The 23,725-nt window shown below is 59.6% G+C and carries 21 protein-coding genes and 2 tRNA genes; 17 read left to right on the plus strand and 6 right to left on the minus strand.

The genetic code is table 11. The annotated features are described in order from the left end of the window. Window positions 1–12 precede the first annotated feature (12 nt). Both BN3002_RS02130 and BN3002_RS02135 read right to left on the minus strand, forming a co-directional pair. Complete coding sequence (locus tag BN3002_RS02130; protein ID WP_058236395.1) at window positions 13–1,047, minus strand: metal ABC transporter substrate-binding protein; 1,035 nt, start codon at window positions 1,045–1,047, stop codon at window positions 13–15. A gap of 61 nt (window positions 1,048–1,108) precedes the next feature. Next, window positions 1,109–2,137, minus strand: a complete 1,029-nt coding sequence (locus tag BN3002_RS02135; protein ID WP_058236396.1) for a LacI family DNA-binding transcriptional regulator — start codon at window positions 2,135–2,137, stop codon at window positions 1,109–1,111. 213 nt (window positions 2,138–2,350) lie between these two features. Between BN3002_RS02135 and BN3002_RS02140 the strand changes: the two genes are divergently transcribed. The 7 genes from BN3002_RS02140 to BN3002_RS02170 all read left to right on the plus strand — a co-directional run bounded on the left by BN3002_RS02140 (window position 2,351) and on the right by BN3002_RS02170 (window position 12,527). Next, a complete protein-coding gene (locus BN3002_RS02140) occupies window positions 2,351–3,607 on the plus strand; it encodes a sugar ABC transporter substrate-binding protein (RefSeq protein WP_058236397.1) in 1,257 nt (418 codons plus the stop codon). Between the two features lie 269 nt (window positions 3,608–3,876). Next, window positions 3,877–5,373 (plus strand): ABC transporter permease subunit, encoded by a 1,497-nt coding sequence (locus tag BN3002_RS02145; protein ID WP_371935768.1) that lies wholly within the window; start codon window positions 3,877–3,879, stop codon window positions 5,371–5,373. Between the two features lie 77 nt (window positions 5,374–5,450). Then, the gene (locus tag BN3002_RS02150) at window positions 5,451–6,299 is read left to right on the plus strand and encodes a sugar ABC transporter permease (protein WP_058236850.1); all 849 of its coding nucleotides are present in this window, start codon (window positions 5,451–5,453) and stop codon (window positions 6,297–6,299) included. Between the two features lie 79 nt (window positions 6,300–6,378). Next, complete coding sequence (locus BN3002_RS02155; RefSeq protein ID WP_058236399.1) at window positions 6,379–7,770, plus strand: glycine--tRNA ligase; 1,392 nt, start codon at window positions 6,379–6,381, stop codon at window positions 7,768–7,770. 18 nt (window positions 7,771–7,788) lie between these two features. Further along, window positions 7,789–9,054, plus strand: coding sequence for a tRNA dihydrouridine synthase DusB (gene dusB, locus BN3002_RS02160; protein ID WP_074026151.1), 1,266 nt, complete (start codon window positions 7,789–7,791; stop codon window positions 9,052–9,054). A 4-nt stretch (window positions 9,055–9,058) separates the two neighbouring features. Next, window positions 9,059–9,802, plus strand: coding sequence for a type I 3-dehydroquinate dehydratase (aroD, locus tag BN3002_RS02165; protein WP_157843499.1), 744 nt, complete (start codon window positions 9,059–9,061; stop codon window positions 9,800–9,802). Between the two features lie 37 nt (window positions 9,803–9,839). Next, a complete protein-coding gene (locus BN3002_RS02170; protein ID WP_257525421.1) occupies window positions 9,840–12,527 on the plus strand; it encodes a glycoside hydrolase family 95 protein in 2,688 nt (895 codons plus the stop codon). 20 nt (window positions 12,528–12,547) lie between these two features. Here BN3002_RS02170 and BN3002_RS02175 read toward each other — a convergent pair whose 3' ends face one another. Continuing rightward, the gene (locus BN3002_RS02175) at window positions 12,548–12,976 is read right to left on the minus strand and encodes a TetR/AcrR family transcriptional regulator (RefSeq protein WP_058236402.1); all 429 of its coding nucleotides are present in this window, start codon (window positions 12,974–12,976) and stop codon (window positions 12,548–12,550) included. Between BN3002_RS02175 and BN3002_RS02180 the strand changes: the two genes are divergently transcribed. Next, complete coding sequence (locus BN3002_RS02180; protein WP_371935763.1) at window positions 12,975–13,481, plus strand: hypothetical protein; 507 nt, start codon at window positions 12,975–12,977, stop codon at window positions 13,479–13,481. The two genes, BN3002_RS02175 and BN3002_RS02180, sit on opposite strands and share 2 nt — an antisense overlap. Window positions 13,482–13,698: 217 nt before the next feature. On the opposite strand, the gene BN3002_RS02185 is transcribed toward BN3002_RS02180, so the two are convergent. After that, window positions 13,699–14,934, minus strand: coding sequence for a hypothetical protein (locus BN3002_RS02185; RefSeq protein ID WP_154955695.1), 1,236 nt, complete (start codon window positions 14,932–14,934; stop codon window positions 13,699–13,701). Window positions 14,935–15,024: 90 nt separating this feature from the next. Here BN3002_RS02185 and BN3002_RS02190 point away from each other — a divergent pair, with 90 nt between their 5' ends. From BN3002_RS02190 to BN3002_RS02210, 5 genes are all read left to right on the plus strand, one after another. Continuing rightward, a complete protein-coding gene (locus BN3002_RS02190) occupies window positions 15,025–16,308 on the plus strand; it encodes a deoxyguanosinetriphosphate triphosphohydrolase (protein WP_058236852.1) in 1,284 nt (427 codons plus the stop codon). A 25-nt stretch (window positions 16,309–16,333) separates the two neighbouring features. Further along, window positions 16,334–18,325: a DNA primase gene (dnaG, locus tag BN3002_RS02195; protein WP_058236405.1), complete on the plus strand. Its 1,992-nt coding sequence runs from the start codon at window positions 16,334–16,336 to the stop codon at window positions 18,323–18,325. A gap of 8 nt (window positions 18,326–18,333) precedes the next feature. Then, the gene (locus BN3002_RS02200) at window positions 18,334–18,816 is read left to right on the plus strand and encodes an S-ribosylhomocysteine lyase (RefSeq protein ID WP_058236406.1); all 483 of its coding nucleotides are present in this window, start codon (window positions 18,334–18,336) and stop codon (window positions 18,814–18,816) included. Window positions 18,817–18,843: 27 nt separating this feature from the next. Then, on the plus strand, window positions 18,844–19,347 hold the full coding sequence (locus BN3002_RS02205; protein WP_058236407.1) for a hypothetical protein: 504 nt from the start codon (window positions 18,844–18,846) through the stop codon (window positions 19,345–19,347). Between the two features lie 170 nt (window positions 19,348–19,517). After that, window positions 19,518–19,589: transfer RNA gene (locus BN3002_RS02210), tRNA-Asn, on the plus strand. A 114-nt stretch (window positions 19,590–19,703) separates the two neighbouring features. Here BN3002_RS02210 and BN3002_RS02215 read toward each other — a convergent pair. Further along, window positions 19,704–20,087, minus strand: coding sequence for a hypothetical protein (locus BN3002_RS02215; RefSeq protein WP_058236408.1), 384 nt, complete (start codon window positions 20,085–20,087; stop codon window positions 19,704–19,706). 148 nt (window positions 20,088–20,235) lie between these two features. Here BN3002_RS02215 and BN3002_RS02220 point away from each other — a divergent pair. Then, a tRNA-Ile gene (locus BN3002_RS02220) sits at window positions 20,236–20,309 on the plus strand. 138 nt (window positions 20,310–20,447) lie between these two features. On the opposite strand, the gene BN3002_RS02225 is transcribed toward BN3002_RS02220, so the two are convergent. Further along, on the minus strand, window positions 20,448–21,578 hold the full coding sequence (locus tag BN3002_RS02225; protein ID WP_058236409.1) for a hypothetical protein: 1,131 nt from the start codon (window positions 21,576–21,578) through the stop codon (window positions 20,448–20,450). Between the two features lie 69 nt (window positions 21,579–21,647). Between BN3002_RS02225 and rimP the strand changes: the two genes are divergently transcribed. From rimP to BN3002_RS02240, 3 genes are read left to right on the plus strand one after another with little or no spacing between them, the layout of a single operon-like run. Further along, complete coding sequence (rimP, locus tag BN3002_RS02230) at window positions 21,648–22,151, plus strand: ribosome maturation factor RimP (RefSeq protein WP_257525422.1); 504 nt, start codon at window positions 21,648–21,650, stop codon at window positions 22,149–22,151. Window positions 22,152–22,157: 6 nt separating this feature from the next. After that, window positions 22,158–23,309 carry a transcription termination factor NusA gene (gene nusA / locus BN3002_RS02235; RefSeq protein ID WP_082628495.1) on the plus strand — a complete coding sequence of 384 codons (1,152 nt, stop codon included), beginning with the start codon at window positions 22,158–22,160 and terminating at the stop codon, window positions 23,307–23,309. A gap of 20 nt (window positions 23,310–23,329) precedes the next feature. Continuing rightward, complete coding sequence (locus BN3002_RS02240) at window positions 23,330–23,644, plus strand: YlxR family protein (RefSeq protein WP_074026152.1); 315 nt, start codon at window positions 23,330–23,332, stop codon at window positions 23,642–23,644. Window positions 23,645–23,725: the final 81 nt, after the last annotated feature.

Consider the following 23,725-nt stretch of genomic DNA (forward strand, 5'->3'; position numbering starts at 1 on the left):
TCATTGCGGGGGCTACTTGCAATCCAGTGCTGTGCGCAGAGCAGCCAGATTGTCTCTCATCACGTCCATGTAGTCCTTGGATGGATCGTTTTGGGATTCGAGGGGATCAAGGACTGCGGTCTTAATTCCCAGGTCCTCTGCCAGTGTCTGCGCAATCTTCGGGTCAATGAGAGTCTCAGTGAAAATTGTCGTCACGCCTTCTTTCTTGGCCAGCTCGGAGATCTCCTTCAGTTTGGCTGGCGAGGGCGATGTTTCCGGATCAATACCGGCAATGCCTTCCTGGTTCACGCTGGCGCGGTCGGCCAGGTAACCGAAGGCCTCGTGCGAGGTGATGAATGTCGTGTGAGCGCACTTGCGTGTGCCCTCGACAATTTCCGTCGACAATTCGTTGAGGGAAGTAGACACCTGGGCCGCCTGCGTGGTGTACAGCTGCGCGTTGGTTGGGTCGGCTTTTGCGAGCGCCTGTCCAATCATCGTGGCAGCTTGAGCCATACGCTGGGGATCCAGCCAGAAATGTGGATCCACGTCACCGTGGTCATGTTCGTGACCTGTGTCGTGATCGCCGTGTTCCTCATCCGTCGAGTCAGTGTCCTCGGCCTCGTTGTGCCCCGACTGTGTGTCCTCATTTGCGTGTGTGGGGGACAGGAGCTGAACAGCACTGGCAACATCAACAACATGTTCGGGTGGATTGATCGCAACAGCGTCATCGACGGCAGTCTGGAAACCAGAAAGATAGACCACGATGTCTGAACGCCCCAATTCGTTCACCTTGGCCGGCGACAGCTCCAGGTCGTGCGGTTCGGCGCCCGGAGGTGTCAGTGACGACACGGCTACACGATCACCGCCGATCTGCTCCACCAGATATTGCAACGGGTAGAAGGATGCCGCGACGTTGAGTACCGTCGATGTGTCGGACTGGGAGGACTGGCCTGCGTCAGCGATGACCGACCGTTCAGACTGCGTGGATTGGGGTGCTGAAGGAGTGGAACACCCGGCGAGCACGGTGGCAGCGCAGACGAGGGTGAGGAGAGGACGCGAGATCTTCATACCTACAACTCCACCGTAAGTGAGAATGAATGTCAAGTGGACCTGGTGTGAGATGTGTAGTTTATCGCGATGTGGACGGCGCTCGGCCAGTCGAACCGCGGACAACCAGATCCGGTGTGTACAGGAATGCCCCGGACGTGGCGGGCATGTCAGGATTCTTGATCGCTTCGAACAGAGTGCGAACTGCAGCCGTGGTAATCGCATCAACAGGCTGGCGGATCGTCGTGAGGGGTGGATCGAGGTGAGCCATGAGTTGCGAATCGTCAAACCCGACAACCGACAGGTCATCCGGCACGCGCATGCCACGTGACTTTGCCGCGCGAATTGCGCCCAGTGCCTGCATATCTGATCCAGTGACGAGGGCAGTCATGCCCTCATCGAGCAGACCGTGAGTTGCAGCTGCGGCGGCCTCGTATGTGTAGAACGTTTCGACAATGCGCGGCTTGTCGATTCCGAACTCCTGAGCCATGACTGTCTTGAATGCGTCGACTTTCCTGCTGGCGGGCACGATGTGCGTATGCCCGGACAGTAGAGCGATCCGTGTGTGTCCCAGTTCGCGCAGGTGACGCACGGCGATCGAGATACCGATCTGGTCGGCGGCAGAAAAATCTGCGCTTTCAATCTCCTCGCGTGATCCATTGATGGTGACGAATGGGATGCGTCGTTCGCGCAGGTGATGGTAGCGGGACATATCTCCGCGAAAATCGGCGTGACGCCCCGACACAAAAATCAAGCCGGAGCATCCGTGGGACAGAAGGGTTTGAACGTAGTCACCCTCGGAGGTGGAGCCGGGAGTCTGACTGCAGATCAATGGGATTGCACCTGTGCGCGAAACCTCGGCCTGGATGGCGTGGGCGTATGCGGCGAAAATTGGATTGGTCAGTTCGGGGATGATGATCCCGATGCAGGGGGTGGAGGAGGAGCGTTCAGGAAGGGGGCGTTCATACCCCAGAGAATCAATCGCCGTCAGGACGCGGTGGCGCGTCTCGGCTGACACGGGGCCAGTTCCGTTAATGACGCGTGACACGGTAGCTGTTGACACCTGCGCGTGTTCAGCGATATCAGTCATCCGTGTGCGGTGCTTCGGCATTGAACCCTCCCGGTTATGTACGTCTTATCGATCGTAGTCGATCACGAGGGTGAGCCGTGCATGGCTCACCGAGTGGACGCTGTACTGAATGTAACAGTTCTCTATCTTTTCTGTAAATCCTTGCACAATTGTCGGAGATTATTTACAGTAAGAGCTACAATCGCACGGCAGCGGAGCGTGCGGATTCACGATCACCCGATCATAGGAGTTTGAATGCGCAGACGCATAACTGTACTTGGTGCCCTCGCCATCGTTGCCACACTGACAGCGTGCGGCGGAAATTCGCCGTCCGGCCAGTCCTCAGACGGTGTTGACGCGGAACAGTCCGCCATCGGACAGTCTGCTTCGGACGGTGCTGCAACCGTTGGATCCCTCACTATCTGGGCAGATGACACCCGAACCGGGCCGCTGAAGGAACTCGCGAAAGATTTCACTGCTCAAACGCAAATTGACGTCAATATCTTCTCCAAGTCCAACGACACCATGTCGAAAGACTTCATCGCGCAGGTACCTACCGGCAAAGGCCCCGACATGATGGTGACCGCTCACGATGGGCTGGGAGAACTGGTCAACAATGGTGTCGTCGCTCCGGTTGACATTGCCGATTCAGCTGACGCCTTTACCGAATCAGCAGTGCAGGCCGTGACCTATGACGGGCAGACCTACGGTGTACCCTACGCCACCGAATCGCTGGCACTGGTGCGCAATAACGCGCTGACCACGGATGAGCCTGCCACATTCGACGAGATGATCGAATCGGGCAAAGCGACAGGAGCCGAGTATCCGTTCGTCCTCCAAACCGGAGATCAGGGAGACCCGTACCATTACTACCCATTCCAGACCTCCTTTGGTGCAACGGTTTTTGCTCAGGAAGCTGACGGCTCCTACACCTCAGAGTTGACGATGGGTGGCGAAAAGGGGGTGGCGTATGCTACATGGCTGAAGCAACAGGCAGACGCTGGAATCTTCGACATCAACATCACCGGCGAAATCGCCAAGCAGTCCTTCCTGGACGGCAAAGCGGCATACACCGTGACGGGTCCGTGGAACGTTGACGCTTTCCGCGATGCCGGCATGGACATCTCTGTGCTGCCCATCCCCTCAGCGGGAGGTGAAACAGCGGCGCCGTTCGTCGGCGTCCAGGTCTTCTACGCATCTGCAAAGAGTCAGAACCAGGTGCTTGTCTCGAAGTTCATGGACTTTATGAAGACCCCCGAAGCGCAGCAGAAAATGTACGACCTGGCTGGGCGCACACCGGCTCTGAAAGAAACAGCCGCCGCAATTGATGACCCTGACATTCAGGCTTTCTCCAAGATTGCCGAAACCGGTATGCCTATGCCGTCTATTCCTGAGATGAGCGCCGTGTGGCAGTTCTGGGGTCTGACCGAAGCAAACATCATCTCCGGCAAGGAAGCTCCCGAAGAAGGCTGGAACACTATGATCTCCAACATTCAAGGCGCTATTGAGTAGTGTCTGTCGCGTCGCGCTGCTCACTGCAGCGTGACAGACCGGTGGCACGGGGATGAGAAACGAGGCGCCTCGCATCTCTTTTCTCATCCACCGTGCCGCCCGCACCCTGTTCACCCAATCAGGAGTAGGCCATGTCGTCGCCTTCATCAGCAACGTCTTCTCACACAGAACAGTCCTCACAGTCAACGGATTCACCGCAGGCCCCCTCGTACCGCACCTCACATGCCCGCGACATAACGAGGCCCGGTTTTATCGCCAAATTGATCTTGATGATGCTCGTCAATGCACTCGGCGTCTACGGCATCATCACAGCGGCGTTCGTCCAGTCGTGGCTCATCGTGGCGCTACTGGTCCTTCTGCTGGTTGCCGTCGATTTCATCTATTTTTCCTCGCGGATGCTGCCCGCCAAATACCTGATCCCCGGCCTGGTGTTCCTCCTGATCTACCAGGTCTTCGTCATGGGGTATACCGGCTACGTGTCCTTCACAAACTACGGGCAAGGGCATAACTCGACCAAAGCTGACGCCATCAGCTCCATCATGATGGAGAACAAGAAAAGGGTGGATGGCGCGCCCACCGTCAATATGGCGGTCGTCGACGACGGCGGCACACTGGGGCTGGCGGTCGAAGATCCCGATACACATGCGGTGAGCGTCGGTTTTGAGGATGTGCCGCTTCATGAGGTCAACGCACAAGTCGGCTCCCTGGGTATCACCTCGGTGGAAGGCTACGACGTCCTCGCGTTTGCAGATGTTGCAGCCCGACAAAACGACGTGGTCAACCTGACTGTACCGGTCAGTGACAACCCTGACGACGGGTATTACGTCACCACTGACGGCTCCAAAGGTTATCTGGCTCAGCCCACATTCCACTACGACGAACAAGCCGACACCATGACAAACACGGCAACCGGCGTGGTGTACACGGCAGACAGTGACGGTTTCTTCACCTCACCAGACGGCGAGCACCTCACGCCCGGGTGGCGCGTCTTTGTCGGTTTCGACAACTACGCCTCAATGGTGGTTAGCCCTGACCTGGCCGTCCCGTTCTTTAAATCGCTGATCTGGTCGTTCGTCTTTGCATTCGGATCGGTGATCACCACCTTCGCCTTCGGCCTCTTCCTGGCATTGACATTCGCTGATCAGCGCATCAAGGGCAGACGGATCTTCCAGTCCCTGATGATTCTGCCCTACGCGTTCCCTGGCTTCCTCGCCACCCTGGTCTGGCGCGGCATGCTCAACGAGCGCTTCGGCTTCGTCAACGAGGCATTGCTGGGCTGGATGCCCGGAGCGAATATTCCGTGGCTGACCGATGGGACGTGGGCGAAGGTCTCCATCTTGGGGGTGAACTTGTGGCTCGGATTCCCATACATGTTCCTCGTCTGCCTGGGTGCACTGCAATCGTTGCCCTCTGACGTCATGGAGGCGGCGAAGATAGACGGAGCAGGGGCGCTGCGCACAGTGTGGTCAGTGAAGCTACCACTGGTGCTGCAATCGACGGTCCCACTGCTCATCTCATCGTTTGCCTTCAACTTCAACAACTTCTCACTGATCTACATGCTCACAGGTGGCGGCCCGTCCTATCCGGGATTGTCGGTGCCGGTGGGTGAGACTGACATTTTGATCTCGATGGTCTACAAGATCGCATTTGACCGGGGCGGGCAGAACTTCGGTCTGGCATCAGCCATGTCGATCGTCATCTTCATCGTCGTAGGAGTGATCTCCTGGCTGGGCTTCAGGAAGACGCGCGCATTGGAGGAACTGTGATGACTACTGCATCAACGTCTCAAGCTGCCACAACACGCGGCGCACACAACGATCAGGCGAACAATACACGCCACTCGATGTCGGCTGGCCGATGGATGCGAGAGCTGGGGTGGAGGTATGTGGTCGGTATCCTCGTCACCATCTACTGTCTGATTCCTCTGCTGTACGTCTTGTCTGTTTCCCTGTCGCCGGGCGCGACGCTGACCGGAGCCAACAAGTTATTCCAGCACTTCTCATTGGAGAACTTCCAAGCACTGGGGCAAACCACGTACTGGCAGTGGATCAAGAACTCGCTGATCGTTTCATCGATTACCGCGATTGGTACAGTGCTGATGGGCGCTGCGGCCGCTTACGCATTTTCCCGTTTTCGTTTCCGAGGGCGACGCGGCACACTCACCTTCCTGCTCCTGGTTCAGATGTTCCCGCAGATGCTGGCATTCGTGGCACTGTTCCTGCTGCTGCTCGCCCTCCAGGACGTTTTTCCGGTCCTGGGACTGGACTCTCGTCTGGCGCTGATCTGCGTGTATCTGGGCGGCGCATTGGGGTCGAACACCTTCCTGCTGTACGGGTTCTTTAACACCGTTCCCCGCGAACTTGACGAAGCGGCCGAAATCGACGGGGCAAGCCACGCTCAGACGTTCTGGACGATCATCATGCCGCTCGTGATCCCGATCCTGGCTGTTGTCGGTTTACTGTCCTTTATCGCCAGTTTCTCCGACTTCGTCATTGCGCGTGTTGTGCTGCAAAGCGAATCAAATTTCACACTGGCTGTCGGCATGTACAACTGCGCTGCCGATGAGCGCGTGGCACCGTGGGGCCTGTTCGCCGCAGGAGCCGTTGTCGCGGCAATTCCGGTGATTGTGCTGTTCCAGTATCTGCAAAAGTACATTGTGTCGGGTCTGACAGCGGGCGCAGTGAAGGGGTAACGCAGTAAAACCGGTAGACTCGAGCGCGTGAGCGTCGCACCAGCCAGGTGCGACGATGAAAATAAGGAGAATATCCAACATGGCACAAGGCCCTTCACGTCTCGACTCGGTCATCAGCCTGGCCAAGCGCCGCGGCTTCGTGTTTCCCTCCGGGGAAATCTACGGTGGTACCCGTTCAGCCTGGGATTACGGTCCGCTGGGTGTGGAGCTGAAAGAAAACATCAAGCGCCAATGGTGGAACACTGTTGTGCGCTCCCGTGACGATGTTGTGGGACTGGACTCAGCCGTTATTTTGCCCAAGCGCGTGTGGGAAGTGTCCGGTCATGTCACAGCATTCACTGACCCATTGACCGAATGCCTGTCCTGCCACAAGCGTCTGCGTGAGGACGAACTAATCGAGCAGTACGCTGAGAAGCATTCGAAAGATGAAGGCGACGTGTCGATGGAAGACGTGCCGTGTCCGAACTGTGGGACGCGCGGTCAGTGGACACAGCCCAAGGCTTTCTCCGGACTGCTCAAGACATTCCTTGGTCCCGTTGATGACGAGGCCGGACTGCACTACCTGCGCCCCGAAACAGCACAGGGTATCTTCACGCAGTTCGCCAACGTTATGTCGACCTCCCGCAAGAAACCACCGTTCGGAATCGCTCAGATCGGCAAGTCCTTCCGCAACGAAATCACGCCAGGTAACTTCATCTTCCGTACCCGCGAATTCGAGCAGATGGAGCTTGAGTTCTTCGTAGAACCGGGCACTGATGAGCAGTGGCATCAGCAGTGGATCGACCAGCGTTTCCAGTGGTACGTCGACCTGGGCATTGATCCCGAACACCTGCGCCTGTACGAACACCCGAAAGAGAAACTCTCGCACTACTCCAAGCGCACCGTTGATATCGAATACACGTTCGGTTTCCAAGGCTCCCAGTGGGGCGAGCTCGAAGGCATCGCGAACCGTACCGACTACGACCTATCGGTCCATGCCGAAGCTTCCGGCGCCAAGCTGGACTACTTCGATCAGCAGAAGAACGAACGCTGGACTCCGTATGTTATCGAACCGTCGGCTGGTCTGACCCGCTCTCTCATGGCATTCCTCGTGGAAGCTTACGACGAGGAAGAAGTACCCAACGCGAAGGGTGGTGCGGACAAGCGAACGGTGCTGCATATGGATCCTCGTCTGGCTCCCGTCAAGGCCGCCGTCTTGCCGCTGTCACGCAAGCCGGAACTGCAGGAGCCTGCACGCGAACTGGCGAAGAGCCTGCGCATGCGGTGGAACGTGGACTATGACGATGCTGGCGCGGTGGGCCGGCGCTACCGCCGTCAAGATGAGATCGGCACACCCTACTGCGTCACCATTGACTTCGACTCGCTCGACGATCACGCAGCGACAATCCGTGAGCGCGACTCGATGGAGCAGGTGCGCATCCCGATCGACGAGGTTCCTGCCTGGCTTGCCGATAAGCTCGGCGCCTGCTGAGGCATACCTGTCCATCCGATGACGTTACTTCCCGTTCAGTGTGCTCCCGCCTTCGCGCCTGTAGCTGTCGGCCCCATTCAATTGTGGTCACCGGTCATCCTGGCGCCGATGGCGGGAGTCACGAATGTGCCATTTCGGCGCCTGTGCCGCCGCTTCGGTGAGGAAGGCCTGCCCGAGCATTTGCGTCCAGCTCCTGACGGGCAGGCACATCCACGTCCCCGGATCGATGCGCCAGCGGGCCTGTATGTCACCGAAATGGTGACCTCGCGCGCTCTGGTTGAAGGCAACCAACGCACGTTGGATATGGTGCGCGTGGATCCTGAAGAACGGGTGCGCTCCATCCAGCTATATGGAGTCGATCCTGACGTGATGGCGGCTGCGACCCGACTGCTTGTCGAGCAGGATCTGGCCGATCATGTGGACCTGAATTTTGGTTGCCCGGTGCCGAAAGTCACGCGCAAGGGTGGGGGAGCTGCGCTTCCCTACAAGCGGGACCTGTTTGCCTCACTGGTCGGTGCTGTGGTTCGCGCGGCTGACGATGCCGGCCGCACTGTCGGCCGAGATATTCCCGTCACTATCAAGATGCGAATCGGCATCGATGACGGCCACGTGACCTACCTGGATGCCGCACGCATTGCGCAGCAGGCAGGCGTCGCCGGTATTGCTCTGCACGCACGCACACAGCACCAGTACTATTCGGGCGCCGCCCAGTGGCAGGCGATTGCGCGACTACGCGACGTCGTGCGTGAGGACATCCCCGTCTTCGGCAATGGAGACATTTTCAGCGGAGACGATGCCCGAGCCATGATGGACAGCACAGGATGTAATGCAGTGGTGATCGGTCGCGGCGCGCAGGGCCGCCCCTGGCTGTTCCGCGAACTCGTTGCAGCCTTGCACGGGCATCCGCTTCCACCACCGCCCACGCTCCGCCAGATCACACCCATCATTGAGCAGCATGCTCGCTGGCAGGTCGAAGAAATGGCCGACGAATATCGCGCGATGCGTCACCTGCGCGCTCACATCGGCTGGTACCTGCGCGGATTCGCGATCGGCGGGCCATCTCGCCAGGCTCTCAATCTGGTTTCCTCCCTGGAGGAGCTGCATGAGCGACTGATGGATCTTGACCTCGATCAGCCCTTCCCGTCGGCAGCGCAGGGCAGCAGAGGACGCGCAGGACACGAGAAGAAACCGCATCTTCCCGATGGGTGGCTCAACTCGCGCACACTAACTGACGATGAACGCCAGCACCTGCACCTGGCTGAAGATGACGCGTCAGGCGGGTGAGAACATGCAACGAGAAGTCCAGATCGGCCCCGTTTTCCTGGGGCCGGGGCATCCGACCAGAATTATCGCACCGCTGACCGGGAGCACATGGGACGCCCTCGTCGACGAGATCGACAACCTACATGGCGAGCCGATTGATCTTGCCGAGTGGCGCGCAGATATGTGGCCAGATCCCGACGAGCTTGCCAGCGTGTGCAGCGCTGTTGTCCAACGGTGCACCATTCCCGTCCTCGCCACCATACGCACCATTGACGAGGGCGGCCGCAGCGCCCTGGATGAAAACGCATACGCTCACAATGTCAGGAACCTGGCGGCGCTTGCGCCCTGTGTGGACGTGGAAGCCAGATGGCCGAGCAGCGCACAGATCGTGGACGATGCTCACAACGATGGCAGTACCGTCATTATTTCCGCACACAACTGGGAGCTGACACCGTCACCTGAAGAGATCACGCGCCAGCTTGAGCAGATGGCGGCACTGGATGGAGATATCGTCAAGGTCGCCTATCGCGCTCACTCACATGCTGATGCGGACGCGATTATGCAGGCTGGACGGTGGGCGATGTCGCACCTGGACGTGCCGACGATCTGTATCGGCATGGGCGAGGCTGGTGTGGCGACGCGCCTGGCGGGGCCTGAGTTTGGACTGGCGGCCACATTTGCAACGGTCGGCGCGTCCAGTGCGCCTGGCCAGTTGCCGGCTCAACAGGTAGCACACACACTACGTGGACATGCGCACCGTGCGCACTGACATTGCGCACCGCGCACCGATCGAAGGAAGGCGCCTCATGGCGAGCGCTCAGCATACAACGTCACACCACCACGACCTGCGCCTGTGGTACAGGCAACCGGCGAGCCTGACCGAACTGATGTCCAGTGGAAAAGGGCCGCAAGCTGGCTCGCCCTCCATCGTGGACGCTGACTCTCGCATCTGGCAGGAAACAGTGATGCCGATCGGAAACGGTGACCTGGGCGGCGCGATATTTGGTGAGATCAGCCGCGATCGCATCGGTTTCAACGAGAAAACCCTGTGGACGGGCGGACCGGGAAGCACGCCGACCTATGACGGCGGCAACTCAGTCGAACACGGCAGAAACGGCCAGACGCTGCGCTCGGTGCAGCACCTATTCGAACAGGGACGCCGCGAAGAAGCAGCGCGCCTGGCGTCGAACACTCTCATAGGCGGCTTCAATGCCGCCGAACAAGGAGGCTACCAGGCGTGGGGAACCGTCTACCTCGACTACGGTTTCGCTGATGACCACTACTCGAATTATGAACGTGACCTGAATCTGTCGACCGGGATCGCGCACGTCGCATTCGATCATGACGGGACACACATCACCCGCGAATACTTTGCCTCCAACCCTGACAACGTTCTTGTCATGCATCTGACGTCCACCACCGCACAGACACTGGCCGTGTCGTTTCCAACGAAGCAGGACAGTCAGAAAAACGCTGAGCGCACCACCGTTGACGTGGCTGGAGGCCTCCTTGAAGTCAGCGGTGCACTGCATAACAACGGCCTGCGCTATGCCTCGGCAATTAAAGTGGCCAGCACTGACGGCGAGGTCAGCGACGGGGGAGACCACTTGAGTATTGCAGGGTGCACGCACGTGTCGCTGCTGGTGAGCGCGGCGACTGATTATGCGCTGACGTTTCCGGCATATCGAACTGGCGAGAGCCCGCGCGATGTGTCGAGACGTGTCAGGGCGGTGCTGGAAGAGGCTGCTGCACGCAGCATTGATGACCTGCGTGAACGCCACCAGCGTGACTACAGCGCGCTGTTTGACAGAGTGGAGCTGGACCTGGGCCAATGCGACGCGAAAAATGCGGGCCAATGTGACGGGGGCGAAGCGGATCAGTGCGCCCGGACCGTTCCGACTGACGTGCTACTCGACGCCTACCGCGCAGGAGATGCCTCGCCTGCGCAGCAACGCGAACTGGAAGTTGTGCTGTTTCAGTACGGACGCTACCTCGGCATCAGCTCCTCGCGGGAGAACTCACTGCTGCCAGCCAATTTGCAGGGCGTATGGGCGAACAGGTCTGACGATACCGTTGGGCCGAATGCATGGAACTCCGACTACCACCTCAACGTCAACATGCAGATGATCTACTGGGCGGCCTACAGTACGAACCTGGTCGAAACTGCCGATCCGATGATCCGCTTCATGAAGGCTCTGGTCGAACCGGGCAGACGCACGGCACGCATCTACCTGGGTACCGATGGCAGTGAAGGATCAGGTTTCAGCGCTCACACCGAGAACACTCCATTTGGCTGGACCACTCCGGGACGTGACTTTTTCTGGGGATGGTCGCCCGCCGTGGTTCCGTGGATGCTGCACAACGTCTACGAATGGTACGAGTTCACCGGGGACACGGAGCGCCTGCGAGAAGACATCTACCCGCTGCTCAAAGAACAGGCAGACCTGTACGTGCAGCGCCTGCTGCACCCGTCCACCGACTCGACGGGCACACGCCGCCTAGTCTCATCGCCTGCCTACTCGCCCGAACATGGGCCGGTCACTGACGGCAACGTGTACGAGCAGACCCTGATCTGGCAAATGCTGACTGACGCCATCGAAGCGGCAGAGGTGCTGCAGGTGGATGCCGATCGGCTGACGATGGATGAGAGCTGCTCCATCGACGATTGGGAGCGGGACTGGGAAAATGGCGGCGCGTTCACCTCGGACGCTTCACGTTCATGGGCGTGCGCCAGGCAGCTGCTCGACCCCATCGTCATTGGCGACTCAGGCCAGATCAAGGAATGGTACGACGAGGGCGCCCTCGGGCATCATACGGATGGCTCCGCGATCGCGGACTATCAGTGCTACCACCGCCACATGTCGCATGTGCTGGGCCTCTATCCTGGCGACCTGATCACTGTTGATCATGCAGAATTCCTCGACGCGGCAAAGGTGTCGATGAATGATCGATCTGACCGCGCGACCGGGTGGGGAATTGCTCAGCGACTGAATTCGTGGGCCCGCGCCGGTGATGGGGAGCGTGCGCACCGCATCACCCAGTCTCTTTTTGCCAACGGGATCTACCCCAACCTGTTCGATACACACCCGCCGTTCCAGATCGACGGGAACTTCGGCTACACCGCAGGTGTCAGCGAAATGCTGCTGCAGTCCAATTCGACCTGGGTGGGTCAGGATGGACGCGGGTACCGCAACTATATGTATCCAGCGCCCGCGTTGCCGCGCGTGTGGAGAAACGGTCGAGTCAGTGGGCTGCGCGCTCGCGGCAACTTCACGGTTGGCTATGAATGGGCCGATGGCGCCGTCACTTTGATGACGATTACCTCCGGAAGTGGCGGGCACGCAGTGGTACGTCTGTCGGGAGCCTCGAACGCGACCGTGACAAGCGCTGACGGCGCGTGCGTGAGATCGACGCTGCTGGACGCCACGCACCTCGCATTCGATACGCGTCCTGGCGAAACCTACACCATCACTCACCTGACCAAGGAAGCGTGAGCGTGTGGGCGCGAGGAGACCTACCGGCTCCGTGGCGAGCGAACCAGTTCGACAACCGTATCCAGGCGGCGCTGCGCGATGGGAGCGAACTCGTCGATAAGTGCCTGCTCTGACATGGATGCGAGAGGTTCGAGCTGGACAATGTAGCGCATCGTGGCCACACCGTACAGCGTGGACATGACGCACTCAATCTCCCGCGCAATCGCTGTGCGCGTGGCGGGTGACAGGGGAGGAGCGTCAGTTCCGCACACGTGCTGATGAATAAAGTCAGTAATGTCGGGGATGATGCTGGAGTGTACGTAGGAGCGGAAACGCTGCTTGGAGTCGAAATAATAGTTCACCATTGCCGGATCGCAGTTGGCGCGAGCCGCGATATGACGGGTTGTGGTGCCGTCGTATCCATTCGCAATGAATTCTTCTTCTGCGATGCGTCTGATGATTTCGCGCATGTCGCCGCGCTTGCCATGCGCGACATCGCGCAAACCCCTGGTGGGACTGGTCGGGGAAATCCTGGTGAAGTTCCATCTCGAGGCAAACAACCACGCGGTGCGTGTTATTGAAGAGGAAGGGTGTGAGGCGGAACTGCCCACACTGATCCAGTTCTTCCACAACGCGATGGCATCAGCATCGTGGAACGCTCACAACCTGGGGATGGTCGACATGATTGAACATGGCTGCCCGAACATCATCTGTGCACAGCCTTTCGGCTGCCTGCCCAACCACATCATCGGCAAAGGCATGTTCCGCGCGCTGCGCAACCGTTACCCGAACGCCAACATTGTCTCCGTTGACTACGATCCCGCTGCCTCTCAGGTCAACCAGCTCAACCGCATCAAACTGATGATCTCAACGGCGATGGAACAGCATCGGCGCGAAAGCGCGGATGGCGTGCTGGATTTCGGCACAGTCGACATTGTGTGGGATGAGGAAGACAAGGGATTTGAGCCACGCTGACCGGCATGCGGAAGTTGCGCGATGGCCTCACTGGCCGCCCAGTCCAAATTCGCCGTCGATCGCGGCGATCGTCCCTCCCTGCCGATTGCGGCGGTGACCAGCAATTAGCGCGTTGGTCGGGCTGCTCCGCAGAACAGACCGACCCAGGATCAAGATCGGCGCGATGTTGCCAATGCCCGGGCGCTGATGGTTCTCTGATTGAGCAGGCCCGTGTGGCTTACGAATAGCTGGAGACGGGAGGGGCCTGAACCAAGGCTGCTTCAAACCAGGCGCACTGGTCAGGGCCGACAACAGTGGGCTGATTCGGCTCACCACCGGAGCGCCCCGTTGAATCAAGCAGCAGCGCATGTTCGGGCGGAACCTCAACAGGAGTATCAGAAGCGTTGACCACCACCATGACGCCGGCGCACAGGTGCACACCCACACCCTCATGCGCCCAGGCCAGGTGGTTCACGTATGCCAAGGATCCTGACCCCATGGAGCGCTCAACACGGATCCTCAGGGCACGTGAGACCATTTCGCGCTCGCGGCGCGCATCCTCACTCGGCTCCCACTCCACGTGAGCCCCGTCGTGAGCATCAAAATTGCGGCGACCGGCCAGCCTGTCGAACGGTGTGTAGGCCGCGCCCGGAAGTGACAGCGCCACCAGTGCCATCGCATTGCGGCGCCACTGCGAAGCGCCTTCCTCCCACGAACCAGGGGAGGGAAGAACGGGGCGGTTGTCGGTGACGCAGTGCGACCACTGCCAGGCGGCAACGTGACCCAGACGCGAACGCTCCGACAGCGTGCACGCAATGCGTTCATGCAGCTCAGTGATGTCCCACGGGCAGGTGACCAGTGCGTCGTCACGCAGATGGTGGAACCAGTCTTCCTCCAGGTGGCGGCTCAGGGCATGCGGAGTGGTGATGGAACTTTCCGCACTCAGAATTGGCATGCGTTCAAAATCAGCCAGCTCTGCCTGCAGAATGTGGATCAGTTGCGTGAAGCGCTGCGCCTGATCGTCACCTGACTGGTCATCCTCGCGAATGATTCCCAGGTCAATCCCGTCGGCACCGGCTTTCAGAGCCGCCCTCGTGCGCACGACCAGTGAGGACACGTCCTGTTCGAAGTTGACAAACGCTCCCTCGCTGCTGCCCGGCACGCGCGCGCCGGACAGTCGGACGATGACCTTGACGCCGGTGCGGTGAACACGCTCGATAAATGATGCCAGGCGCGACCCATCCACCGCGATGTCGGCATGTGCGGGCCGGACGGCAACAGCCGTGAAGCCGACGCGTGCAAAATCGAAGGAGAGTTTTTCGATAACTTCCAAATCCTCATCGGTCACACCGCCGCCGATATCGCAGGTCACGGCGCGTCTCCACCAGGGGAAATGTCCCCGTTGGACGCGCTGAACCAGTCGCGTAGTCACGCTTGAATCGGATGCGACGTGAAAAGTCGACGTGTCAGACATAACACCATTGTGGCCCATTCGCGTGCCGAAGGCACATATTGTCCAAGGAAGAGCATGTACGGGCGTTAGGCTGGAGCCGTGAACCAGCGCATGAACCACGCCCAGGCGCCCCATCGGATCGTCTACTCGGCAGATGACCGTGAACGATTCGTCGCAGAATCACCCAAGAATCCTGAACGCACCGATTTTGAACGTGACCGCGCGCGAATTGTCCATTCATCAGCGCTGAGACGCTTGGGCGCCAAGACTCAGGTGCTGGGACCCATCAGCGATGACTTCGTGCGCACGCGCCTGACGCACTCACTGGAAGTGGCACAGGTGGGTCGCGAGCTTGGTAAAGAACTTGGCGCAGATCCAGACGTTGTGGAGGCAGCGTGCCTGTCTCACGATTTGGGCCACCCGCCGTTCGGTCACAACGGCGAACGCGTGCTCAACGACCTTGCGCAAGATGCCGGAGGCTTTGAGGGCAACGCTCAGACACTACGCATTGTGGTGCGCCTCGAACCCAAAGTTGTCGCCCCGGACGGGGCACCCTCGGGACTGAATTTGACGAGGGCGACGCTGGACGCCATCGCGAAGTATCCGTGGAAGCGCGGCCAGGGCCCAGACCCTGACAAGTCGATGAAGAAGTTTGGCGTCTATGAAGATGACGCCGAGGTGTTCACCTGGATGCGCGGCGATGTGCCCGCGGGAAGGCGCTGCCTTGAAGCACAGATCATGGACCTGTCTGATGACATCGGGTATTGCGTGCACGACGTGGAGGACGCGATCGCCACGCGCGCGATGGATGTGAGCCACGTGAGTGATGATGAGCATGTGGCGGGCATTATCGACTCCACGCTGCAGTGGTACGGCCCGGGAGCGAGCGCAACTGAACTGGAAGCGGCTATGGAACGCCTGCTTGCCTTGCCGGTGTGGCTGCACCGTTTCGATGGCACCTATGCGGATCTTGCGGCCTTGAAGAATCTGACTAGCCAGTTGATCGGCAGGTTTTGTCAAAGCGTTGTTGCAGCCACGCGTGAGGTGGCCGGTGATGGCCCGCTGGGACGGCACCATGCGGACCTGGTGATTCCTCGGGACGTGCGGGCGGAGATTCAGCTGCTTAAGGGGATCGCTGTGCACTACGTGATGTCTCCGCGAGAAACCGAACCGGTCTACCTGCATCAGCGCACGATTCTTGCCGACCTGGTTGACGCGTTGCTCGAATCGCGTGGGCAGCACCTCGAAGAGCCGTTTGCGACTGCATGGCAACATGCCGACGGTGATGCCGAGCGGCTGCGTGTCGTCATCGATCAGGTGGCGACATTGACGGATATTTCAGCCTCACAGTGGCACGCCCGCCTGTGCGGGCTGCTATCGACCCAGTGGACGTGAGGGCGCGGAACAGTACACTGAAGCCATGGCTGGCATGATCCGTCGAGAAGACATAGCGGCGGTGCGTGAAGCCTGCCGGATCGAAGAGGTGGTAGGCGAACACGTCACCTTGAAGAGTGCGGGCGTGGGTGCGTTGAAAGGACTGTGCCCGTTCCACGATGAGAAGACCCCTTCGTTTCACGTGCGCCCCGTAGTCGGCCTGTGGCACTGCTTCGGATGTGGTGAGGGTGGAGACGTTATCAGCTTCATCCAGAAGATCAACCATATGAGCTTCGTTGAAGCCGTCGAGATGCTCGCCCAGCGTTACTCGATCACGCTGCACTATGAAGAAGGCGGCCGGCGGGTACGCGAGGAAGAACCGGGGAAGCGTCAGCGCCTCCTGGATGCCCACAATGTGGCAGAGGATTTCTACCGCGAACAGCTCCTGTCCCACGAGGCAAAGCCGGGCCGCACTTTCCTGGCCAACCGCGGTTTTTCGCAGTCCGACAGTGCGCAGTTCGGGATCGGGTATTCGCCGCAATCGTGGGATTCGCTCACACGTGTGCTGCGCTCGCGTGGATTCACGGATGCGGAAATTCTGGCAGCCGGACTTGCCAGTCAGGGTAACCGCGGCATCTACGATCGTTTTCGAGGGCGCCTGATGTGGCCAATCCGCGACATTACTGGCGCGACCGTCGGATTCGGTGCGAGGCGCCTGGACGATTCTGACACGAATTCTCCGAAGTATCTGAATACCCCCGAGACACCGATTTACCACAAGTCACAGGTTCTTTATGGCCTTGACCTGGCCAAGCGCGAAATTTCCAAGCGTCGACGCATCGTCATTGTGGAAGGCTACACCGATGTGATGGCCGCGCATGTGGCTGGTGAAGTCACTGCGGTGGCCACATGCGGCACGGCGTTCGGCTCCGAGCACGTCAAGATCGTGCGGCGTCTGCTTGGTGACAGTGCTGATCCTGCGGCCGGAGTGGTGCTCTCATCGGGGCGTGCTCACGGTGGAGAAATCATTTTCACTTTTGACGGTGATGAGGCCGGTCGTAAGGCGGCGCTTCGTGCTTTTGGTGAGGATCAGAACTTTGCCGCCCAGACTTTCGTCGCCGTGGAGACATCTGGCCTGGATCCGTGTGACTTGCGGCTTCGCAGCGGTGATCAGGCGGTATTAAATCTGGTCAATTCGCGCACACCGCTGTTTGAGTTTGTTATCCGCTCGTTGCTGCACCTGCAGGATTTGAACACTGCTGAAGGTCGCGTTGCCGCGTTGCACGCTGCCTCTCCCGTGGTGGCCGGGATCAAGGACAGGGCGTTGCGTAACGAGTACACGCGTTCACTGGCAGGCTGGCTCGGCATGGATATGCGAGATGTGGCCAAGTCGGTGCGCACCGCGCCGCGGATGGCGTCCAATCAGAGTGGTCGTTATGCGCAGGCGCGCAGCTACACGTCGCCCTCGGCAATGGACATGGCGGGCGCGGGCGTGCCTGGACGAGTGCCGGCAGCAGTGATGGACGATCCGGTGGCGAACCTGGAGCGCCAGGCCCTTGAGGTGTTGATTCAACGCCCAGTCGACGTGGTGGATTCCGGTTTTGAGGAACTGGGCGGGGAAGCGTTCACGGTGCCTGCTCACAGGGCAGTTCACGACGCTGTGCGCGCTATCGGCGGGCTGCAGACCTTTACTGACATGCTGACCCGAGCAGAAGACTCGATGGGCAGGGGGGACGCGGCGGAAGCTGCTGCGACGAAGAAATTTGCCGAAGCGATTCGTGAAAGCGCCGGGCCGGTTGTCGATGCGGTTGTCACGCAGCTGGCTGTCGCACCCTTGCCGCAGGACCGTCCCGACCAAATGCGTTCGTTTTCGCGCGGCATTATTGCTGCGATGGTGCGTATGGATCTGACGCGTCGAAGTGCCGAGCTGCATGCGAAACTGCAGCGTATGAACTCTGATGATGAGCGCTATGCTGAGACCTTCACAGAGTTGATGAAATGTGAAGAGCGGCGGCGAGCGTTCGCTGAGCAGAATTAGGAGAAGAAATGGCGGAAGTGGAAAGTTTCCAGCTCGATCATACGGCTGTGCGCGCGCCTTACGTGCGGCTCATCAATCGTGAGAGCGGGCCTGCCGGTGACGTGATCTCGAATTTCGATCTTCGTTTTGTCCAGCCCAACGCGAACGCCATCCCCACCGGGGGGTTGCATACGATTGAGCACCTCTTGGCGTCACTCCTGCGTGACCGCATGGACGGAATCATTGACTGCTCACCGTTCGGTTGCCGTACCGGGTTCCATCTGATTACGTGGGGAGAACCGGCAGTGGAGGACATTGCGCGCGTAGTGACCGATTCTCTTCGCGCCATTGCCGAAGACGTCGCGTGGGACGATGTGCCGGGTACGGATGAAAAGTCGTGTGGCAACTACCGTGATCATTCGCTGTTCAGCGCTCGCGAGTGGGCTCGCTCCATCATCGATGCCGGCTTGAGCGTTGATCCTTACGAGCGCCAGCTTCTGGACGCGAACTAGATCACCGTTGCGGATATCCTCATTGCTATGACACCTTCGAAACCTTCTCACAGCCAGCTTCCCTCCACGGTTGCGCAGCATCTGCCCGCCTATGATGCGAGTGCTCCATGCGAGCGCCTCGAGGACGGGCGAGTAGTCATCGCCGGCAAGTACGCATTTTTCGTCGCCAGTGACGAGGGTGTCCACCTCGCTGCCATGTGGTACGAAGTTCAGCATGCGCGCTGGAACGCTGAGAAGCGGACGTTGAGCGTCACGTGGGTCGATCCCGACCGCGAACCGTTCACGGGCGTCACGATCAGTGAGGACCCAGAGCGTTTTATGGCGCTTATGAGTGAAGCTGTGTCGCAGTCGATCGTGACTCAACGTTCGGTGACGGTTGATTCGGGTGCGACAGTGACTGCTGCAATCCGTCGAACTGCTGATGGGCAGTTGTTCTCCACACTCGTGTCGGATGGGCCGCTAACCGGTGAGGAAGCGCATCAGGCGGACGCGCTTGAACGGGATGTGCGTGAAGGTGTCGGCCTCGACTAGCGAGACCGAGCAGCGGCCTCACATGAGCGTGCGAATGTGAGCCTGAGCCACTCACCCTGGCCGTTGGCGCGTGAGCAGTGCTGTGCTGGCACGTGCAGCAAAGTGAGGGATACACCACCTCTTTCAAGTTGCCCCTTTTGGTCATCAGTCGCTAGACTTCAATGCGTTGATCCCGCGTAGCTCAACGGCAGAGCATCCGACTGTTAATCGGACGGTTACTGGTTCGAATCCAGTCGCGGGAGCTTTTTATTGCCTTGACTTGGGCCAATCGACGTGCTCCAATTGGCCGAACAGTGGCCCCTCGCCTTACTCTCGCGTAGGCCACGTCCCCGAACGCTCCCCCGGACAATCATTGCTTAAATGTTCGTGAGGCGATCTCCCAGCGTCAGCCTACTTTCGGTCAGGCATTCCTCGATGATGTCGTGAAGACTAGCAAACTCCGATGTGTCGAGATCATTCAGGTCCTCACCGCTTTCGCGGATCACTTTCATCAGTTGGCCATATGCTAGGCAGCTTGCGAACGTGAACTCTCGTAGTGCGTCTCGCAGCGCGATCGCTGCAAGTGTCTGTTCGACCTGGTCGTCAGCAGCCTTATGGCGCAGCATGCTCGCCAGCCACCCGGCTAAGGTTTGGTACAGCATCCACAATGTGGCCTCATCTTCGTCGGCATTCTCACGGAACGCGCCGAGGGCATTGTAGAGCTTGACAGCTAGTGCGTGAACGTCAGTGAACTGGTTCATGAGTAGACTCCTCTGGATGATTGGGGTAAGGCAGCGACTGGTTCGTTTTGCGTTCCTGTCATCGTGGTGCACAGTATGACCCACACCACTGGCATTTGCGTTCAGGCGCGATTCGCTTTCGAAGCCTTAAAGCGGTTAGGCTAGATCTGCCCTGATAGCTCAGTCGGTTAGAGCAGCGGACTCATAATCCGTTTGTCCCGGGTTCGAGCCCCGGTCGGGGCACCGCAGAATAACAACGACAAGCGCCTGCCCAGACGGTGATGGGACGCATACTAGGCCCCCAACTGGACGCCGCGCATGACAGGCGAAAAATGCGCGGGCAGGTATCACGCACACCGCAGTACGTGAGGGACAGAAACGTTACTGCTTTAAGGCTGCATCGAGGGCGTCTGACATGTCAGCACTGCCCGATGCGGCTCCTGCCACAATGTCAGCGGCCAGGCTGCGCACCCCCAGAGCGCGCACATCCGCATCGGCGGAATCAACCAGAGTCAGATCCGTTGCCAGCATCAACGCATCCAGTGACTGAGGTGACGACTCTTCCAGATGGCACCGGAACTCGCGCGTATCGTCCACGCCAGCGTTGAGGACAACTCGCGTGCGTTCCAACAATCGATCCACCGTGGCAGATGCGTCAGCGATCCCCTCGCCCTCCACCTGGAGGGCAGGAAGAGTCTGACCGACACAATCCCATACGCGCACCGCATTGGACACGTCAGCATCTTCAGTGAAGTCGCGTTGATCGCTGTGCATGCCCTGGTCAGCGGGTGCCAGGTGCGCAAAGAGGACGGTGCCTGTGTCGACAGGCGCAACCTCCTGGGCATCCAAAATTCCCTGAGCCGCGCGCATCACGCCATCACGAGCAGACCCGCCCGCAGAATCCCCGAAAGTCCGAGCCGCAATCCGTTTCGCCAGTACCAGCACACTTGATGCGCCCTCACCGTAATCAACGCCCACAACCGCACCGAGCGTGGTCGCATCCGCCAGGCGCGCCGCCGCGACCCTGGAAAGTATGCGCGCATCGGCATCACTGAGCAGGGCAGGATCAGCGACGGATGACAAGTCGCGTACAGCACAGGCCGCCATCCAGGCGACGAATGCATCCGCTGCAACGGGAGCCTCAGCGATCGGATCGGGCAAGTCAGCGCCCTCAGGGGCACCATCAGGCCACGGATGCCACACGCCTCCCAGTGACTCGACTCGCTGCGCGGCACGGTCGGCCACATCGCGCCACGCCTTCTGGCACGGCTCACACTGTCCGGCCAGATCAGCGAGCTCGTCGGCACGAGCGGCAATTGCCCAATCCGCGCGAACAGCACGATCGCGCACCAGCTGGGGCGCTGTCAGCTCAGGCAGTGAGCCCTGCGCCGATTCCAGGTGAACCCCGCAGCCCGTGAGTGTCACGGCGATGGCAGCTATCGCGGCGCTTGCGCACGCCGCCCTCGCCAAATGGTAAAACGAGTGGCGGTGCAGGCTGGAGGAAAACTTCACGGTGTCATCATCGCATGCGCATGTGGCTAAACTAGTGAATATTGGCGTGTCGTTCGGAAGGAAGAAACTGTGGCACAACCCGCTCAGCCAGTAGATCAGGATCTGATCAGGCGCATACTGGAGCCCGTCGTCGCCACGTGCGGACTCATCATCGATCAGATCGAGGTCGTCGGCCCCCAGGCGCGTCCGATTGTGCGCATCAGCGTGGATTACGGTGAGGACACGTCTGCAGACTCCTACGAGTCAGTTGACTCCGACACACTCGCGCAGGTCTCACGAGCCATTTCCTTGGCGATGGACGAGGCCGACCCGATTGACAGTGAATACATTCTGGAAGTGTCCACACCGGGAGCCGAGCGTGAACTCACGCAGCCGCGGCACTGGCGCAGACAGATCGGACGGCTCATCCGCGTCAAGCTTCGCGACGGGACCACCGTTGAGGGGCGACTGTCCGAAGTGGCTGATCAGCAGGTCATTCTGGTGGTCGATGGTGAGCCGGTTACCATTGAATACGACACGATCAAGAAGGCGCGTCCGCGCGTCGAGCTTGGCACGGGTAAGTCAGACAAGTGAGGGATCATGGAAATTGACATGACAGCGCTCCGAATGGTGGAGCAGGAAAAAGGTGTAGATCTCAATACTCTTGTGGACGCGATCGAAGAGGCGCTGCTCAAGGCGTATCACAACATCCCGGGCGCTATCCGCAAAGCTCGCATTGAGATCGACAAGCGTTCAGGGCGGGTCACCGTCATGGCGACCGAGGAAGACGACGACGGCAACCCGATCGGTGAATTCGATGACACTCCCTCCAACTTTGGGCGCATCGCACAGGCAACTGCGCGCTCGGTGATCATGCAGCGGCTGCGAGACGCCGACGATCAGAAAGTTCTGGGCGACTTCGCATCCAAGACCGGGCAGATCGTCACCGGCCTTGTCCAGCAGGCACGTGAACGCCACCTGACGCTGGTGAAACTATCGGACGACTTCGAGGCCGTGCTGCCGGATTCAGAAAAGGTTCCGGGCGAGGAATACCACCACAATGAGCGGATCCGCGCCTACGTCGTGTCGGTTGAACGCACCGAGCGTGGTGCGCGAATCGTCCTGTCACGAACCCACCCCGGCTTGGTGCTCGGCCTGTTCGAACGCGAGGTTCCTGAGATCCAGCAGGGTCTGGTGGAGATCAAGGCCGTTGCGCGCGAAGCGGGCCACCGCACGAAGATCGCCGTTGCAGCAACACGTGAAGGTGTCAACGCCAAGGGAGCATGCATTGGGCCGATGGGGTCGCGTGTACGCTCGGTGATGACTGAGCTGGGTGGTGAAAAGATCGACATCGTTGACTGGTCGGCAGATCCTGCTCGTTTCGTGTCCAACGCGCTGTCTCCGGCGCGCGTGAGCCGAGTGGTCGTGCACTCGGTTGAAAATCACACCGCCACCGCCGTTGTGCCTGACTTCCAGCTCTCACTGGCAATCGGCAAAGAGGGACAAAACGCTCGACTGGCTGCGCGTCTGACAGGTTTCCACATTGATATTCACTCCGACACGGATGCGGACGGAAAGATGGAGGCGTCACGCTCATCGATGCCTGACATGCCCTATGGAGGTGACGAGGCTGCCAGCGTGTCAGATGGTAGCGGCACCGACGCATTCGACATCACTGCCGAGGACGAGGACGAGGACGACGTGACCAGTCGCTCACATACAGATTCCAATACGGACGCCGACCTCAGTTAGACTGGTTGGGCTGGACTAGTATGTGTGCGGTGGAGACGCATGACCATTCAGGCCCGATTCGCACATGTATTGGCTGCCGGCAGCGAGGCGCCCCCTCGAGCATGGTTCGAATGGTGGCGACTCACGACGGATCCGCACAGGTGGATCCAAAAGGCATCCTGCCAGGTCGTGGTGCGTGGATTCACGCACATGCGACATGCATGGAGAAGGCCCGCCGACGGCGAGCCCTCGAACATGCATTACGCCTGCCTCACACCGTGGGGGAGGACCAGTGGGATCACCTGATCGACACGATCACATTGTCAGCAACGCACCGTGCGTTGGACATCGAGTAATGGAAGCGGGTTGGAAGCTGATGGGCACCCGATGAGTACCCAGCGATGAGCTGCCAGCAAGAACGATAAGTCCCGTCTCCA

Source organism: Actinomyces ihuae, from assembly GCF_001457875.1.
In the GTDB taxonomy this organism is placed as follows: domain Bacteria; phylum Actinomycetota; class Actinomycetes; order Actinomycetales; family Actinomycetaceae; genus Pauljensenia; species Pauljensenia radingae_A.

What these genes read in the sequence shown, in the direction of transcription:
- BN3002_RS02130 (WP_058236395.1), bottom strand. Translation starts at nt 1,047, where the DNA reads ATGAAGATCTCGCGTCCTCTCCTCACCCTCGTCTGCGCTGCCACCGTG.
- BN3002_RS02135 (WP_058236396.1), bottom strand. Translation starts at nt 2,137, where the DNA reads ATGCCGAAGCACCGCACACGGATGACTGATATCGCTGAACACGCGCAG.
- BN3002_RS02140 (WP_058236397.1), top strand. Translation starts at nt 2,351, where the DNA reads ATGCGCAGACGCATAACTGTACTTGGTGCCCTCGCCATCGTTGCCACA.
- BN3002_RS02145 (WP_371935768.1), top strand. Translation starts at nt 3,877, where the DNA reads ATGATGCTCGTCAATGCACTCGGCGTCTACGGCATCATCACAGCGGCG.
- BN3002_RS02150 (WP_058236850.1), top strand. Translation starts at nt 5,451, where the DNA reads ATGTCGGCTGGCCGATGGATGCGAGAGCTGGGGTGGAGGTATGTGGTC.
- BN3002_RS02155 (WP_058236399.1), top strand. Translation starts at nt 6,379, where the DNA reads ATGGCACAAGGCCCTTCACGTCTCGACTCGGTCATCAGCCTGGCCAAG.
- dusB (WP_074026151.1), top strand. Translation starts at nt 7,789, where the DNA reads ATGACGTTACTTCCCGTTCAGTGTGCTCCCGCCTTCGCGCCTGTAGCT.
- aroD (WP_157843499.1), top strand. Translation starts at nt 9,059, where the DNA reads ATGCAACGAGAAGTCCAGATCGGCCCCGTTTTCCTGGGGCCGGGGCAT.
- BN3002_RS02170 (WP_257525421.1), top strand. Translation starts at nt 9,840, where the DNA reads ATGGCGAGCGCTCAGCATACAACGTCACACCACCACGACCTGCGCCTG.
- BN3002_RS02180 (WP_371935763.1), top strand. Translation starts at nt 12,975, where the DNA reads ATGTCGCCGCGCTTGCCATGCGCGACATCGCGCAAACCCCTGGTGGGA.
- BN3002_RS02175 (WP_058236402.1), bottom strand. Translation starts at nt 12,976, where the DNA reads ATGCGCGAAATCATCAGACGCATCGCAGAAGAAGAATTCATTGCGAAT.
- BN3002_RS02185 (WP_154955695.1), bottom strand. Translation starts at nt 14,934, where the DNA reads ATGTCTGACACGTCGACTTTTCACGTCGCATCCGATTCAAGCGTGACT.
- BN3002_RS02190 (WP_058236852.1), top strand. Translation starts at nt 15,025, where the DNA reads ATGAACCACGCCCAGGCGCCCCATCGGATCGTCTACTCGGCAGATGAC.
- dnaG (WP_058236405.1), top strand. Translation starts at nt 16,334, where the DNA reads ATGGCTGGCATGATCCGTCGAGAAGACATAGCGGCGGTGCGTGAAGCC.
- BN3002_RS02200 (WP_058236406.1), top strand. Translation starts at nt 18,334, where the DNA reads ATGGCGGAAGTGGAAAGTTTCCAGCTCGATCATACGGCTGTGCGCGCG.
- BN3002_RS02205 (WP_058236407.1), top strand. Translation starts at nt 18,844, where the DNA reads ATGACACCTTCGAAACCTTCTCACAGCCAGCTTCCCTCCACGGTTGCG.
- BN3002_RS02215 (WP_058236408.1), bottom strand. Translation starts at nt 20,087, where the DNA reads ATGAACCAGTTCACTGACGTTCACGCACTAGCTGTCAAGCTCTACAAT.
- nusA (WP_082628495.1), top strand. Translation starts at nt 22,158, where the DNA reads ATGGAAATTGACATGACAGCGCTCCGAATGGTGGAGCAGGAAAAAGGT.
- BN3002_RS02240 (WP_074026152.1), top strand. Translation starts at nt 23,330, where the DNA reads ATGTGTGCGGTGGAGACGCATGACCATTCAGGCCCGATTCGCACATGT.